This window comes from Sarcina sp. DSM 11001 (assembly GCF_900101015.1).
Classification (GTDB): Bacteria; Bacillota; Clostridia; order Lachnospirales; family Lachnospiraceae; genus CAG-791.
This window is the reverse complement of record NZ_FNFZ01000008.1, coordinates 85,673-102,593: the sequence shown is the minus strand read 5'-3', so window position 1 is coordinate 102,593 and position 16,921 is coordinate 85,673. Positions and strand designations below refer to the sequence as shown.

Annotated in this window: 11 protein-coding genes; all 11 read left to right on the top strand. The window is 55.1% G+C overall.

Annotated features, from left to right (window positions below; translation table 11 throughout):
* Window positions 1-73: 73 nt before the first annotated feature.
* The 11 genes from whiA (at window position 74) to uvrA (ending at window position 16,096) form a co-directional block, all read left to right on the top strand.
* Window positions 74-1,036: a DNA-binding protein WhiA gene (gene whiA / locus BLT02_RS05700; protein ID WP_092992459.1), complete on the top strand. Its 963-nt coding sequence runs from the start codon at window positions 74-76 to the stop codon at window positions 1,034-1,036.
* Between the two features lie 206 nt (window positions 1,037-1,242).
* Window positions 1,243-1,521, top strand: coding sequence for an HPr family phosphocarrier protein (locus BLT02_RS05695; RefSeq protein WP_092992457.1), 279 nt, complete (start codon window positions 1,243-1,245; stop codon window positions 1,519-1,521).
* A gap of 814 nt (window positions 1,522-2,335) precedes the next feature.
* Window positions 2,336-3,181 (top strand): GNAT family N-acetyltransferase, encoded by an 846-nt coding sequence (locus BLT02_RS05690; RefSeq protein WP_175453710.1) that lies wholly within the window; start codon window positions 2,336-2,338, stop codon window positions 3,179-3,181.
* 138 nt (window positions 3,182-3,319) lie between these two features.
* Window positions 3,320-4,513 (top strand): pyridoxal phosphate-dependent aminotransferase, encoded by a 1,194-nt coding sequence (locus BLT02_RS05685; protein WP_092992453.1) that lies wholly within the window; start codon window positions 3,320-3,322, stop codon window positions 4,511-4,513.
* A 116-nt stretch (window positions 4,514-4,629) separates the two neighbouring features.
* Window positions 4,630-5,463, top strand: a complete 834-nt coding sequence (locus BLT02_RS05680) for an undecaprenyl-diphosphate phosphatase (protein ID WP_092992451.1) — start codon at window positions 4,630-4,632, stop codon at window positions 5,461-5,463.
* A 388-nt stretch (window positions 5,464-5,851) separates the two neighbouring features.
* On the top strand, window positions 5,852-6,625 hold the full coding sequence (locus BLT02_RS05675; protein ID WP_139187437.1) for an SH3 domain-containing protein: 774 nt from the start codon (window positions 5,852-5,854) through the stop codon (window positions 6,623-6,625).
* A gap of 465 nt (window positions 6,626-7,090) precedes the next feature.
* Window positions 7,091-7,672: a manganese efflux pump MntP gene (locus tag BLT02_RS05670; protein ID WP_092992447.1), complete on the top strand. Its 582-nt coding sequence runs from the start codon at window positions 7,091-7,093 to the stop codon at window positions 7,670-7,672.
* A 221-nt stretch (window positions 7,673-7,893) separates the two neighbouring features.
* Complete coding sequence (locus tag BLT02_RS05665) at window positions 7,894-8,799, top strand: S1 RNA-binding domain-containing protein (RefSeq protein ID WP_092992445.1); 906 nt, start codon at window positions 7,894-7,896, stop codon at window positions 8,797-8,799.
* A gap of 89 nt (window positions 8,800-8,888) precedes the next feature.
* Entirely contained in the window at window positions 8,889-11,078 is a 2,190-nt protein-coding gene (gene uvrB, locus BLT02_RS05660; RefSeq protein WP_175453709.1) for an excinuclease ABC subunit UvrB, read from the top strand.
* A gap of 287 nt (window positions 11,079-11,365) precedes the next feature.
* The gene (locus BLT02_RS05655; RefSeq protein ID WP_092992443.1) at window positions 11,366-13,105 is read left to right on the top strand and encodes an AAA family ATPase; all 1,740 of its coding nucleotides are present in this window, start codon (window positions 11,366-11,368) and stop codon (window positions 13,103-13,105) included.
* A gap of 27 nt (window positions 13,106-13,132) precedes the next feature.
* Window positions 13,133-16,096 (top strand): excinuclease ABC subunit UvrA, encoded by a 2,964-nt coding sequence (gene uvrA, locus BLT02_RS05650; RefSeq protein ID WP_175453708.1) that lies wholly within the window; start codon window positions 13,133-13,135, stop codon window positions 16,094-16,096.
* Window positions 16,097-16,921 lie beyond the last annotated feature (825 nt).

Genomic DNA, 16,921 nt, shown 5'->3' with positions numbered 1-16,921 from the left:
TATTTTGAACGGATTATCCTGACAGGATAATAACAGTAACGGATGATCCCATACATGGAGTAAATAGTAAATAATGTCATTTTCCGGAGACTTGAAGGCTGAGCTCGAGAGGATACTTCCTTCCGGGAGGACAGCGGCGGAGACAGCGCTGGCTGTTCTGCTGACAAATACGGCCGGCCTTTCAGATGCGGGCAGCGGCTCTGTGCGGGTCTGTTTTTTGCCCGGGATCCGCGCAGCCCTGAAAAAACGCTTTACATTGATATTGAAAACCGTTAATATAAGCACTGATTGTTGTCTTGCCCGGGAAAACGGGAAAACAGAGGAAGAGGACGCGGACGGCTTTGTCATGCCGCCCCGGTTCACTGACCTGCTGAGAGATCTCCGGATCATCCGGGAGGATGGAACAGTCGGCGAGAATGACGGTACCCTTTACAGGGCGCTGCTGGACGGCAGACGGAGCAGGTGGTATCTGCGGGAGATGTTTCTCTGCACCGGATTTATGAATGACCCGAAACAGAGATATCACGTGGAGTTCAGATGCTTTTCGGAGCCCCAGGCCGGACAGCTCAGGGATGTGCTCGCTGAGAACGGGATCCGGGCGGGGATCACCCGGAGAAAAAAGTATTATGTCGTCTATGTAAAGGACTCGGAGGACATCGTCCTCCTCCTGCATCTGATGGAGGCTTCTGTCAGTCTGATGGCCACGGAGAACGCCCGGATCTACAAGGAAGTGCGCAACACCGTGAACCGGAGGGTCAACTGTGAGACGGCCAATATCGGGAAGACAATTGAATCTGCCGCGCGTCAGATGGAGGAGATCCGTCTGCTGCGCGAGTCAGGTATCCTGCAGACGCTCCCGCCGCAGCTGCGCGAGGCGGCGAATCTGAGGGAAAACAATCCGGGGGCTTCTCTTACGGAGCTTGGGGCTCTTGCAGTGCCGCCGGTCAGCCGGTCCGGGATGAACCACCGGCTGAGAAAAATCGCAGTGCTTGCCCGGAAGGCGCGCGAAGATATTAGTGTGACGTCTCAATCATAATTAGAATTAAAATCACCATCTCGTCGCCGCCCGCGTCGTTGTCGTCAGTCGCCGATGGGTTCACATCGACTCCTTCCTCCGCCTCGCGGGAACGACGACGATCTGGCAATTTTAACTTCAAAAATGATTGAGACGGCACACTGGATGACCAGATTGGTAAGTGATTTTCTGTTTGAGCGGCTCTGCCGCAGGATAGGAGTAATGGTATGCTGAGAAAATCGGTTGTGATCAATCGTCCGCAGGGGCTTGGCGCCCGTCCGATTGCGGAACTGGTACAAGTAGCAAGCAAGTATGAGAGCCGCGTGTATCTGGAACATGGCAGGAGAAAGGTTAATGCCAAGAGTATTATGGGGATGATGTCTCTCGAAGCATCTGTCGGGGACAGCATTGAAGTGATGATTGACGGAATCGATGAAGAAAACGCGATGCAGGAGATCACAGCTTACCTGCTCACAGGCCGCATGAAAGTATCTGAGGCTGTCTGATCCGAATATAATCGGCTGTCTGATCCGAATATCATCCGCTCCGCCGGAAACTGCAGAATACCGGCGAAAATATAAGGAAAAAATAAAACGCGTCGGGGGACTGGTTCCCTGCGACGCGTTGTTTTTTATAAGTCACGGCGGTTGCTGAAACAAAGCCGGGACGCAATTTTTCCCCTGAAAAGGGAGGATGCCAGGTACCTGGAGGTACCTGGCAAAGTTATGAAAAAGTTATTCGTAAGCCTGCTGCATTGGCGACTGTTTATCAGCTGCCGGCTGTTTTTCTGCCGTTCAGCTTATGGTATGAGTATAGGAAGGAAAAATGGACGGACGATGAGGTCAAGTTTAAGAAACATTAAATAAAATATGAACATTTTTTTAACGTGAGAGGGAACGTGCGAGGGAAGCTGAAAAGCATCCCGTTCCTGCAAGTCCGGCCTGCATTCCGTACATTCCGTATAACCTATATTTCTTCTTTTATTTTTCATTTCCAATCGTTATAATGATACAGTGGCTTCAGCCGCCGGCCGGGCAGGTTTTGGGATCATGCGTATCTGTGGGCGGCACTGGCTGAATGTGTGTAAGCGCGGCAGCACGCGTAGTTCATTCATACCTGACTGTGAACACGAGACTATGGCAAAATATGCTGAAGGCAATTTATTTTATTAAAAGTAAAGCGGAGGGCCGGGAGGCCGCCGGATCCGGAAACAGGGAACCAGCTGAAAAATCTTTTCAAAAACCTTTTCAAGATCCTTTTCAGGTTTCTTTCCGTATACCTTCTCAGATTCCTTTTCTGACTGCTGAGTCTGAGCGCGCTGTGCAGATCTTCCGCTCGGAGGGACTCGGGAGCGGGATTCTGGAGATGGAGGAAGGAGAGGCTTCGCCGCGGCTCCCGGAGGGAGTGGAGCCGGAGGATGTCCTTTTTCTGTGTGATGACGGATCTCTGCTCAGGCGATTGCGCGAAGGCGGTCTGTATGCCGCCGGCTATCTGCATTCCGGAAATGCCGGAGAGAAATTCCCGGGCGCGGATTATATCATTCAGGAACCGGACCTCGTCGATCCGGACAGTTATGTCAAGATCTATGAGCGGGAGGCCGGCCTGCCCTGGACGATCCTGCGGACGCCCCGTCTTCTGGTGAGGGAATTTACGGAGGATGACCTGGACAGCATTTATTCCCTTTACGACGAGCTGGCAGGGAGATTTCTGGAGCCGCCGGGAGAGGACCGGGATCATGAGCGGGCTGTCCTGAAGGCTTATATCGAGCGTATTTACAGGCTTTACGGATTCGGCCACTGGGCGGTCATTGCCGCCGGGGACTGCGGACCTGTGTCCTCCGGATCCGTGATCGGCCGCATCGGCTTCTCAGCCATTACCGCCGATCAGGAGCGGGAGGCGGCCGGGCTGGGCGTAACCGGTCTGGATGCTGACTTTGGCTTCCTGCTGGCCCGCCCGTGCAGGGGCAGGGGGATCGCCTTTGAGGCATGCAGTGCCCTCCTGCGGTATGGTTTTGAGGAACTCGGGTTTGTCCGTGTGAGGGCGGATGCCCGGGAGGAGAATGAGGCTTCCCTGCGTCTGCTCGGCAGGCTGGGATTCACTGAAGCAGGCAGGGCATCCGGCAGACGGATCTTTTTCTGTGAGAAATTATGTGAAAAATGCACATGATTGTATAATTGAAAACTTAAATGAGCCTATAATGGGATCATGTGATAAACCTGTAAATTCAAACACATGCTGTATCGATGTTATAGCTGTATCGATGCGATCAGGATGATTCAGATTGTTTTAGAGGAGGAGAATTCAATGGTTAATCGGCATTTTCTCGCCATGCTTGGAAACAAGTCCGTGATCCGCGAGCTGTCGGAATATGCGACTGCGAGGGGAAAAGAGATCGGATATGAGAATGTTTTTGATTTCAGTCTGGGCAATCCGTCCGTGCCTGCGCCGGAGAGCTACAGGGACGCCGCGATCCGGCTCCTGGAGGAGGAGGAACCCCTGAAGCTTCACGGATATAATCCCACGATGGGAGATCCCAGGGTAAAGGAAAAGGTCGCCGCTTCTCTGAACAGGCGCTTTGGAATGTCTTATGCCCCGGGTCATATTTTCCCGACTTCCGGAGCGGCGGGCGCGATCGCCCATGCTCTCCGCTGTGTCGTGGAGCCCGGAGAAGAGGTCATGGTCTTTGCCCCGTATTTCTCTGAATATGACCAGTACATCGGGGGGACCGGGGGTTTGATCCGCGTCGTCCCGGTCAAGGCTGATGATTTCCAGATCAACTTTGAGGCAGCAGAGGCTGTTTTTAACGAAAAGACGGCAGCAGTCCTGATCAATACACCGAATAATCCCTCGGGCGCGGTCTATACAGAGGAAACACTCCGCAGGCTCGCGCAGGTCCTGACCGAAAAGTCCAGGCAGTACGGGCACACGATCTTTCTGGTCTCGGATGAGCCGTATCGTGAGATCGTGTTTGACGGCAAAAAGCAGGCCTATCCGGCGTCATTCTATCCGCACACCCTGTCCTGCTATTCCTTCTCCAAGTCTCTCTCCGTCCCCGGAGAGCGTGTCGGCTATGTCGCGGTCACTCCTGACTGTGAACAGGCAGACAAGATGGTCGCCATGATGGGCCAGATCTCCAGAGGTCTGGGCCACAACTGCCCTTCCTCTCTGCCCATGCTGGCATCGGCGGAGTGCCTCGAGGTCACCTCGGACCTCTCCGTCTATGAGACAAATATGAACCTCCTCTACGACACCTTTGTCGAGCTGGGCTTCACGGTCCCCCGCCCCGGCGGAACCTTCTACATCATGCCCAGGGCTCTGGAGGAGGACGCGGTCGCTTTCTGTAAAAAGGCCCTGAAATACGACCTGGTCTTTGTGCCGGGAGACGGCTTCTGCGCACCCGGTTTTTTCCGCGTCGCCTACTGTGTGGACACTGAGAAGGTCAGACGGTCTCTCGACGCCATCAGGCGGTTTGTAAAGGCAGAGTATCCGGACCGCTGACTATAGGGATCTCCGGCTGCGGACAGTTTCCGGGGATGCTGGACAAAACGGCAGACAACCGGCGGAAGACCGGTAAAGGCGCCGGAGCGCGCCTGAAGAGGAGGTAGGTTTTTTATATGACAGAACTATTAAAAGCGCTGCTGTTCGGTATCGTGGAAGGCGTCACGGAATGGCTTCCCGTCAGCAGCACCGGTCACATGATCCTGCTGAATGAGCTGGTATCCCTCCGGGTATCCGCCATGTTTATGCAGATGTTCCTGGTCGTTATCCAGCTCGGAGCCATCATGGCTGTCGTGATCCTGTACTGGAACACGATCTGGCCCTTCCGCAGGGATGCGGAGACAGGAAAGGTCGCGATCGACAAAGAGACGATCAGCCTCTGGGTCAAGATCATCGTGGCCTGTCTCCCGGCGGCTGTCGTCGGGATCCTGGCGGACGACTGGCTGGACGTTCATTTTTACAACTGGCAGGTCGTCTCGGTCATGCTCATCCTGGTGGGTATTGCCTTCATCGTGGTTGAAAATAAAAACGCGGGAAAGAAGCCTGTCATCCGCAGGCTCCGCGACATCACTCTCAGAGAGGCTCTGATCATAGGCCTCTTTCAGCTGATCGCGGCGATTTTTCCCGGCACCTCCCGGTCGGGCGCGACGGTCCTCGGAGGAATGCTGATCGGAATATCCCGCCCTGTCGCGATGCAGTTTACCTTCATCCTGGCGATCCCGGTCATGTTCGGCGCCAGCCTGCTCAAGATCGTCAAATACGGGATCGCCTTTTCAGGTATGGAGCTGGGGATCCTGGCGATTGGAATGATCACCTCATTTATCGTTTCCGTGCTCGTGATCCGGTCCATCATGCAGTATATCCGCCCCCATGGGTTTAAGATCTTTGGATGGTACAGGATCGTGCTTGGAATCGTCGTGATCCTGTTCTTCGCGGTCATCCGGAGATAGGGAGCTGCAGCTGGTTCACTTACTGCCTGCCTGTCGGCCTTGAGGAGTTTTCAGCCGGCAAGTTTCGTGTTTTTACATCTGATACGGTCATTTGCCGGTCTGTATGCGTCCTGAAGTCCTGCCCGGGCGGCCGGACAGGTGAAATGTGAACAAAAAGTGAATAAAAAACGAAAAAAATGCACTGCAAATTAAAATGTAAAGTTCCGCAGGCAGTGTTTTATGTTACAATTATCTGTGATGGTGCAGAATGCACCATTCCCGTAACCGTTTAAAGCAGCAGGAACGGGGAGAGCACAGAGTTTGTTCTGTGAAGATCGGGCACAGCAGAGACAGGGCATGTATGCATGTGGCCCGGGGACGTCAGAACAGCAGTGTACAGGAGGAAGATATGGCAAATAACAAGAAAAGAAGAGGTAACAATGGTGATGCGGCCATGACGGCTGCAGAAAGAGACCGCGCAGAGCGCCGCGCCGCTCAGGAAAAGCAGCGCAGAGAGGATGTGCAGAACCTGCTCCTTCTCATCGGCGTCATCGCAGTTCTCGCAGTGGTCGGTATCGTGATCTTTCTGACATCCTCCGGTTCGGATGATGAGAAGAAAGCTGCTGATACAGCTGCTGTGGCGGCAACCGGCATTGAGGCCGAGGCAGAGGCCGAGGCTGTTGAGGATGATATCCTGGTCGGAGCTCCCGATGAAGAGATCGAGGAAGCTGTCGTCGAAGAGCCCGAAGAGGTGACCGGCGAGGAAGAAGCCATCGTTGAGGAGACCACAGAGGGCGAAGGAGAAGAGCTCGCTATTATCGACGAGCCCACTGAGGAAACCGAGGGTGAGGAAGCCATCGTCGAGGAGACCACCGAGGAGACTGGAGCAGAAGGAGAACCCGCTGAGACAGAGCCCGCTGGGGCAGAGGCTGCCGGCGACGAAGCCGCTCCTGCAGAAGGTGAAGTGACCTCCACAACAGTACTTGAGGCAGGTGCTATCTACACAGTAGAAAATGATATGCCTCTCTATGCGGAAGCTTCCACAGGTTCCGAGCAGCTGCTCACTCTGCTTGCCGGATATCAGGTAGCAGTCCTTGAGCCCGCTGAGGCCGGCAATGGATGGCACAATGTCAGAGTATGGCTCGGCGGCGGAACGACAGACGGATACATCCAGATTCCCTGATGGCTAAGATCGCGGACTGACATTTTCGTGTACGCGGCTGCCGGTCCGGTTCTGTATCCCCATTCAGGCTGTTTCCCGCCATGCAGGCGTTCCTGCCGGTCGTCTTTACCGCCGGGAACGACATAAAGAAGCAGGATAAAGGTTCGGAGGACCGCAATGCTGATCCGCTGAACTTCCGCAGGAGCTTTCAAAGAGTATACTGTTTCAATATTGTTTACAGTATATCGGAGTGCGTTTTCACCCGTGACAGATGCTACCCGGTCACGCCCCGGTCAGGGTGTGACCGGAATACCTGTAACGGAATATCTGCCAATATCTGCACTGGAGATCCGGCACAGTTGCCCTGTCTGTGCCGGATTTCCTGTGTGTCAGGCTATATGAACGAAACCAGAAATGCGGGTCGAGTTTGCAGTTCTTCTTACATAAATCCGGTATGGACCTGCACCTTATCATTACAGGAGGACTATGAATCTGCTGTTGTTTGTGATAAAGAGCGCCCTGCTCGGAGTCGGACTTGCCATGGATGCCTTTTCTGTCTCCATCGCCAATGCCCTTCAGGACCCGGACATGCGCCGCCGCAGAGCCTTTCTGATCGCCGGGACTTTCGCCTTTTTTCAATGTCTCATGCCCCTTGCGGGCTGGGTCATTGTCCACACGGCTGCCGAGCATTTTTTAATGTTCCGAAATGCCATTCCGATCATTGCCTTTGTCCTGCTCCTGTTCATCGGGGGAAAGATGATCGTGGAGACAGTCCTGGGAGACGGGGAAGAAGTTGAACCCGTGCGGGTCTCCAAAGGTGAGCTTTTTGTCCAGGGGATCGCCACCTCGATCGATGCCCTGTCGGTGGGATTTACGATCGCCACCTATACCGGACTTCAGGCGCTGGCGGCTTCCCTGATCATCGCGGCTGTGACCCTGGTCATCTGCCTGGCGGGGATCCGGATCGGCAGCTATGTCGGAATGCGGCTGGCAGGCAGGGCCTCTGTCTTCGGAGGCCTTATCCTGATCGCGATCGGCATAAGGATCCTGGTGAGCGGAGGTTTTTGATATCTCATCAGGCTTTCGCGTGGAAAGTCCGCGAAAATTCCGGAGGCCGGCTGACGATTTACTATCCACACCCTCGGCAGGGTGTGCATTGTAACAGCCATAAGCCCGGAAAACCGGTAACCTCCTGACACGATCGGGATGGTTTACTTTAATAAAAAACTATGTTACGATAACACCCAACAGACTGTTCGGAAAATAGAACAGAAGGGGAGGAAAGAAATATGGAAAGCATGAACGATTACAAGGAAGAGCTGGAGTCCTCGTTCCGTGAGATCAATGTCGGCGACATTGTCGAAGGAACGGTCATCGGCGTCAGTGAAGAGGGCGTCACGGTTGATCTGCAGTACTATGCACAGGGCTTTATCCGCGCCGCGGATATGAGCAATGATCCCACCTTCAGCCTCACGCAGGATGTGCACGAGGGTGACGCGGTCAAAGCAAAGGTGCTGAAGATGGACAACGGCAGCGGTAGCATCGCCCTGTCCCGCAAGGCGGCTGTGGATGTCCTGGCATGGGACAAGCTGAAAGAGATGATGGAGAACAAGGAAGTCATCACTGTTCAGATCCTCGAGACAGTCAAGGCAGGCGTCGTGACTTATGTAGAAGGGATCCGGGCCTTTATTCCCGCCTCCCAGCTGGCCGACAGCTATGTCGAAGATACCGCGGCATGGATCGACAAGGATGTCGATGTCCGCATCATCACCTGTGATCCCGAGAAAAAGCGTCTCGTTCTGTCCGGCAAAGAGGTTGCCCGCGACCGCCGCAGACAGGAGCGCAGAAAACGCATTGATGCCATGCAGCCCGGCACTGTCCTTGAGGGAACGGTGGAGACCATCAAACCCTACGGCGCATTCATTGACCTGGGGGACGGAATCAGCGGCCTCGTTCATGTTTCACAGATGAGCCAGAAGCGCGTCAAGGATCCTTCTGAAGTTGTCAAAGAAGGCGACAAGGTCAAGGTCAGGATCACCAGAGTCGCAGACGGCAAGATCAGCCTGAGCATGAAGGTGCTCGAGGATGCTCCTGTACAGGAGAAGGAGGAGATTCCGGATCTTTCCAAGTACACGACCAGGGAAAATGCCACCACCAGCCTCGGCGATCTGCTCAAGGGCTTCAAGTTTGACTAAAGCCCGGAGTCTTATCAGTATCTGAAAAAACAACAGGCGGGATGTTCTGAAAAGGGACATCCCGCTCTTTTATCCACAAGAGGAAACAGATGGATCACTTTGTACTTCATTCTGAATATGCCCCGACCGGCGACCAGCCGCAGGCGATCGAAGAACTCGTAAAAGGATTTAAAGAGGGCAACCAGTTTGAGACCCTGCTGGGCGTGACGGGATCCGGCAAGACCTTCACCATGGCGAACGTCATCCAGGCTCTGAACAAGCCGACCCTGATCATTTCCCACAACAAGACCCTGGCGGGACAGCTCTACGGCGAGATGAAGGAGTTTTTTCCGGAGAACGCCGTGGAGTATTTTGTGAGCTATTATGATTACTACCAGCCGGAGGCTTACATTCCCCAGAGCGATACCTATATCGCCAAGGATTCCATGATCAACGACGAGATCGACAAGCTCCGTCTGTCCGCGACCGCCTCCCTGGCGGAGCGCCGGGATGTGATCGTGGTGGCCAGCGTATCCTGCATCTACGGCCTGGGCAGCCCCGACGAGTTCAAGGGGATGTCGATCTCCCTCAGGCCCGGTATGGAGAAGGACCGCGATGAGGTGATCCGCGACCTGGTGGCGATCCAGTACACCCGCAATGATATGGCGCTCGACCGCTGCAACTTCCGCGTCCGCGGCGACACGGTCGAGATCTTTCCCGCCCAGGGCAGTGAGTTCATTCTGCGCGTCGAGTGGTTCGGAGACGAGATCGACCGGATCTGTGAGACCGACCCCCTGACCGGCCGCGTCCACCGCCAGCTCGAGCACGTGATGGTCTATCCCGCCTCCCACTATGTCGTCCCCCAGGAGAAGATCAACGCCGCCTGTGACAACATTGAGGTGGAGCTGCGGGACCGCGTGAAGTATTTTAAGGGAGAGGACATGCTCCTGGAGGCTCAGCGCATTGCCGAGCGCACCAATTTCGACGTGGAGATGATGAGGGAGACCGGCTTCTGTTCCGGCATAGAAAACTATTCCCGCCACCTGAATTTCATGAAGGAGGGCGAGCCGCCCATGACCCTCATGGACTTTTTTGACAATGATTTTCTTATTATTATAGACGAATCGCACATGACGATCCCCCAGATCGGAGCCATGTACCGCGGCGACCGCTCGCGCAAGGAGACCCTGGTCCGCTACGGCTTCCGGCTCCCTTCCGCCCTGGACAACCGCCCCCTCAATTTCGGGGAATTCGAGAACCACATTGATCAGATGCTCTTTGTCTCCGCGACTCCGGGCACCTATGAGGAGGAGCACGAACTGCTCCGCACCGAGCAGGTCATCCGCCCGACCGGCCTCCTGGATCCCAAGATCGACGTCCGCCCCGTCGAGGGACAGATCGACGACCTCATCAGTGAGATCCGCAGGGAGACCGAAAACAAAAACAAGGTCCTGATCACGACCCTGACGAAAAAAATGGCCGAGGATCTTACCGATTACCTGGCGGAGGCGGGCATCCGCGTCAAATACCTCCACTCGGACATCGACACCCTCGAGCGGTCCCAGATCATCCGCGACATGCGTCTGGATGTTTTCGATGTGCTGGTCGGCATCAACCTCCTGCGAGAAGGCCTGGACATCCCCGAGATCTCCCTCGTCGCCATCCTGGACGCCGACAAGGAGGGCTTCCTGAGGTCAGAGACCTCCCTCATCCAGACCATCGGGCGCGCCGCCAGAAACTCCGACGGCCATGTCATCATGTACGCCGACAACATGACAGATTCCATGCGCCGCGCCATCGATGAGACTGAACGCCGCAGGGCCCTTCAGCAGAAATACAATGAGGAACACGGGATCACTCCCCAGACCATCCGCAAGGCTGTCCGTGACCTCATCTCCATCTCGCGCGAGATCACCAGGGAGGAGGCCCGCTTCGAGAAGGATCCCGAATCCATGGACGCAAAGGAACTCACGAAGCTCATCGCCGACGTCGAGAAACAGATGCGCAAAGCCGCCGCCGACCTCAACTTCGAGGTTGCCGCCGAGCTCCGCGACCGCATGGTCGACCTCAAAAAGCACCTGCTGGAGGTGGAGAACAGTTCCGGGGAAAACGCCGGATCCGGCTCCGGGGAAGGGGCACAGCCCTCTGCCTTCCCGGGCGGAGCGCAGGCATCTGCCGCCGGAGGAGCAGGCCAGGGGACTGCCGTCAACATGCATGACGCTGTCCGCAGCGCCGAGCGCGCCGCAAAGAGGAGCGGCCGGAGGAAGGCATCTGGGAGAACAGAGCATAAGACAAAATAAAAGAAGACAAGGCTTCCGGAGAAGCGAAAAGTACAGGAACAGTCAGGACCTGATACAGGATCCTGAGCAAGTCTTGAAGATCAGGACAGCAGGAAGCGGGACAACAGAGAGCAATCTGCTGTCCTTTGTTTTGCCCGTTGAACTCACCGCATTTTTCCACTAAACTATACCTGCACGTACAGTACGTAAATAAACATGCAGACGCATATTTGTCAGCATCTTATGCAGACATCCTGAGCGTGTTTTGGGTTTAAATGCGCTTGTGAACGGAGGCAGGGAACGCAAGGATGAGAGCAGTTGGATTGGGAATTCAGAGCTTCGAAAAAATCAGGAGCAATAACCAGTTTTATGTGGATAAGACCCCTTTTATCGGAGAGTGGTATCGTAAAAATGATGATATTACTTTAATCACCCGGCCGAGACGATTTGGAAAAACGCTGACGGTGGATATGCTGAACTGCTTCTTTTCCCGCACCTATGAAGGTAGAAGCGGGCTGTTTGAGGGCCTCAGGATTTTTTCGGATGAGGAGATGATGCATCTGCAGGGAACTGCCCCCACAATAAAACTTTCCTTTGCGGGGGTAAAAGGAAAGACGTTTCGGGAACTTCTGCGGACGATTGCGGGCAGAATCTCTATCCTGTTGGATGGTTTCCGGTATCTGGTCACGGATGGGGTTCTGAATGAAGACGAAAAGAAGCTGTTTGAAGAGATGAGCAGGACGATTCCGAGGATCCCCGATCCGCAGGCAGACGAAGAGACCTATCAGGAATTCCTGTATAAGCTGAGTCATATTCTTCATCTGCTTTCCATCTGGCTGTTTAGATGCCACGGGAAAAAGGTTTATATTTTTCTGGATGAATATGATACACCGATTCAGGCGGCATATTTAAACCATTATTATGAAGAAGCGATTGAGTTCCTCCGGGATATGTTTGCAGAATCGTTTAAAGACAACGATCAGATGGAAAGAGCTGTGATCACAGGTATTACGCGGATCGCAAAGGAATCGCTTTTCTCTGAGATGAACAACCTGGCAGTCTACTCGGTTATGTCGGGGGGGTATGATGACGTATTTGGTTTTACAGCAGATGAAATGCATACGGTTATGGAGGAATTTGATCTGATCGAACAGGAGGAACTGATCCGAAACTGGTATGACGGGTTTTCAATTGGAAACATGACGAAGATCTATAATCCATGGTCTGTAATCAGCTATCTCTCCAAAAGAGAATATCCCCCTGAGGATTACTGGGCTCAATCAGGAGGTCTGGCCCTGGTGGACTATCTCCTGAAAAAGAGCGGGATCGCAGTAAAAAAAGGATTTGAAACCCTTCTTGGAGGCGGCACCATCTGGAGGAGGATCCGGGAAGACCTGATTTTTCCCAGGCTGGATACAGATGAAAATGCGGTCTGGTCACTTCTTGTCGCGGCCGGTTATCTCAAGCCTGTAAAAGAATCCGGGAACAGCCCGGTGACCGGATTGTCTGTGACCAACCATGAGTCTATGATCTGCCTTTCAGAACTGGTAAAGGGCTGGTTTGAGGGATCATCCGGCAACTACATGGAAAAATTTGCAGACGCCCTGCTCAGGGGTGATCTTTATGAGATGAATGAGGAGTTCAGTCAGGCAGTGCTGATTTGTGCCTCGACTTTTGACAGCGCCAGAAAACCGTCCGAAGGGAATGCGCAGCCGGAGAATTTTTTCCATGGTCTGACATTGGGGATGCTGACCTGTCTGTCCGAAGATTATCAACTTACATCCAACAGGGAAAGTGGATTCGGCCGGTATGACGTCTCCATAGAACCGCGTGACAGAAAAGAGGATTCCAGAGCGTTTATACTGGAATTCAAAGTGTTCAGTGAAAAAGAAGGGGATGTAATATTGGCTGATACCGCAAAACGGGCCAGAAAACAGATCGATGAAAAAAAATACGATACAGACCTCCTGTCCCGGGGATTTCCGCCGGATGCTGTCGCAAAATACGGATTTGGTTTTCGTGGAAAAGAGGTCCTGATCACGGCATAAATCAATATATATGAAGAAAGGCATTACATGGTAAATCAGAAAACTGATGCCGGTAAGGGCAGTGCAGTCAAAATGCGCAGACCGGACTATTGGCCGGCCTTGGCAGAGAATGAAAAGAAGGCCCTGGCCCAGCGGGAGATCGACGCGGAACGCAGGAAACAGATTTATGCGGAGGACTGCATCAAGATCCGGGGAGCCAACGAGCACAACCTCAAGGGAATCGATGTCTCCATCCCCCGCAACCAGCTGGTCGTTCTGACCGGCCTGTCAGGATCGGGTAAATCCTCCCTTGCTTTTGATACGATCTACGCAGAAGGACAGCGGCGCTATATGGAGTCGCTGTCCTCTTACGCCCGCCAGTTCCTGGGGCAGATGGAGAAGCCGGACGTGGAGAATATCGAGGGCCTCTCGCCCGCCATCTCCATCGACCAGAAGTCGACCAACCGCAACCCCCGGTCGACCGTGGGAACGGTGACGGAGATCTATGACTATTTCCGCCTGCTCTACGCCCGGATCGGCACGCCCCACTGCCCCAACTGCGGGCGCGAGATCGCGAAACAGACCGTCGACCAGATGGTGGACCAGCTGATGGCGCTGCCGGAGGGCACCCGCGTCCAGATCCTGGCTCCGGTCGTCCGCGGCCGCAAGGGCCGCCATGAAAAGGTCATCGACCGCGCCCGCCGCGCCGGCTATGTCCGCATCCGGGTCGACGGTAACCTGTACGATGTCTCCGAGGACATCACCCTCGACAAAAACATCAAGCATAATATCGAGATCGTCATAGACCGTCTGGTCATCCGCCCCGGCACGGAGCGCCGCATGACCGACTCCGTGGAGAATGCCCTGGGACTCTCCGACGGTCTGGTCCAGGCCGATGTCGTCGGAGGAGAGCTCCTGCAGTTCTCCCAGAGCTTCGCCTGCCCGGACTGCGGGGTCAGCATTTCCGAGATCGAACCCCGCAGCTTTTCCTTTAACAATCCTTTCGGCGCCTGCCCCGACTGCGCCGGCCTGGGCTACCGCATGGAGTTCGATCCCCGCCTGATCATTCCGGACGAGCGGTTGTCGATCAATGACGGAGCCATTGCTGTCCTGGGCTGGCAGTCCTGCATGAATAAAGGAAGCTTTGCCAACGCCATCCTGGTCGCTCTGGCCAAGGAATATGGCTTTGATTTCAAGACCCCCTGGAAGGACCTTCCGGACGGGGTCCGCCATATGCTCATGTACGGTGCCGACCACAGTGTGGACGTTTACTATGAAGGCCAGCGGGGCAAGGGGATTTATCCCGTCGTCTTCGAGGGCATCCTGGAAAACACCCGCCGCCGCTACCGCGAGACCGCTTCCGAGACCATGCGGGCGGAATATGAGACCTTCATGCAGATCACACCCTGCGAGACCTGCGGCGGCCGCCGCCTGAAAAAGGAGTCCCTGGCCGTCACGGTCGGCGGGATCAACATCTATGACCTGACCTGCATGTCCGTCAAAAAACTGCAGGAATACCTGGAGGAACTCGAGCTCACAAAGACCCAGGAGATGATCGGGAAGCAGGTTCTCAAGGAGATCCGGGCCCGGGTCCGCTTCCTCAATGACGTCGGCCTCGACTACCTGACTCTGGCCCGCGCCACGGCGACCCTGTCCGGCGGCGAGGCCCAGCGCATCCGCCTGGCGACCCAGATCGGGTCCGGCCTGGTCGGCGTCTGCTACATCCTGGACGAGCCCAGCATCGGCCTTCATCAGCGCGACAACGACAAGCTCCTGCACACCCTGAAAAACCTCCGCGACATGTGGAACACGGTCATCGTCGTCGAACACGACGAGGACACCATGCGGGCTGCCGACTACATCGTGGACATCGGACCCGGCGCCGGCTCCCGGGGCGGCGAGATCGTCGCCTGCGGCACAGCAGAGGAGATCATGGCCGTCCCGGAATCCATAACCGGCCAGTACCTTTCCGGCAAAAAGAAAATTCCGGTCCCTGCGAAGCGGCGCGAGCCCACCGGCTGGCTCCATGTGCGCGGCGCGGCTGTCAACAACCTCAAGCACATCGACGTAGACATCCCCACTGGTGTGCTCACGGTCGTGACCGGCGTATCCGGATCCGGCAAGAGCTCCCTGGTCAACGAGATCCTCTACAAACGCCTGGCCCGTGACCTCAACCGTGCCCGGACCATCCCCGGACAGCATGACGATATCGAGGGAATCGAGCAGCTGGACAAGGTCATCAACATCGACCAGTCCCCCATCGGCCGCACTCCCCGGTCCAATCCCGCGACCTATACCGGCGTCTTTGACCTGATCCGGTCCCTCTTTGCCGGCACCCAGGACGCCCGCGCCCGGGGCTACGCCAAAGGCCGCTTTTCCTTTAACGTCAAGGGCGGCCGCTGCGAAGCCTGCTCCGGCGACGGCATCATCAAGATCGAGATGCATTTCCTGCCGGACGTCTACGTCCCCTGCGAGGTCTGCCACGGCAAGCGCTACAACCGCGAGACCCTGGAGGTCCGCTACAAGGGCAAAAACATCTCCGACGTACTTGAGATGACCGTCGAGGAAGCCCTGCCCTTCTTTGAGAACATACCGACCATCCGCCGCAAGATCCAGACCCTTTACGACGTCGGACTGGGCTATGTCAAACTCGGCCAGCCCTCCACCGAGCTTTCCGGCGGCGAAGCCCAGCGCATCAAGCTGGCCACCGAGCTCTCCCGCAAGAGCACCGGCAGGACCATCTACATCCTGGACGAGCCCACCACCGGCCTCCATTTTGACGACGTCGCCAAGCTGACCAGTATCCTGCGCGAACTTGTCGAGGGCGGCAATACCGCCGTCGTGATCGAGCACAACCTCGACGTCATCAAGACTGCCGATTACATCATCGACATGGGACCCGAGGGCGGGGAAGGCGGAGGCACCGTCGTGGCCTGCGGGACCCCTGAGGAAATTGCCGGGAGGCATGATTCCTATACGGGGTATTATGTGAATAAGATGCTGCACAAGTAAGGGAGCGGGAGCCGGGGCGGGGATGAATCCTCGCAGGATATGTCCCTTGGAATCTCGCTTTCTTCGTGAAGATGTACTAAGGACGGTTTCCGTGCGGATTTCGGGCCGGCTTTAACTCGCATCCCGTGCTGAAGGCACGGTCTGCTCAGACACGGACGCCTAAATCGCCCGGCCGTGAGGGCCGTGCGATTTGCCCTTCATCCGCCCTCCATCCGTCAAGTACATCTAACACTCAGAAATAGAGATTCCGCCAGGACATATTCCTGCTCCGGTTCTGACTGCCACTCACCGGAAAATGAGAAGAGAATATGCGGAGGACTGTGTCCGCCGCCGCAGGAAAAGCATAGCTTTTTCTGAAATATATGAATGTTTATTTTCAAATTTGACTACAGCAGAGCGCTTTTACAGATTTATTCTTCATCGCGCAAAAAGGGAAATATGCAGCACGAAAGCGGCCGCACATGCTTCGCATGTGCGGAAGGTGTTGACATGTCTTTGAAAAGCAAGACATGTCAACACCCATCCAGCGCGCAAGACTTACGAGCGAGTCTTGAATTTTCAGTATAGCGAGTTGTAGAACCATAGGAGGCAATGTGTCTGTGAGACTGAATTATGGCGAGTGTTAGATGTACTTGACGGGAAATGTGCGGGAGGGAGGGTAAAATGCCCGTCTCTCACAGACGGGCATTTTAGGCGTCCGTGTCTGAGAATTCCGAGTCTTCAACTCGGAATTCGAGTTAAAGCCGGCCCTCCCGACGCACATTGACTGTCTTAGTACATCTTCACGAGACATATTGAAGTCGAAGAGACACTTGCCGACTATGG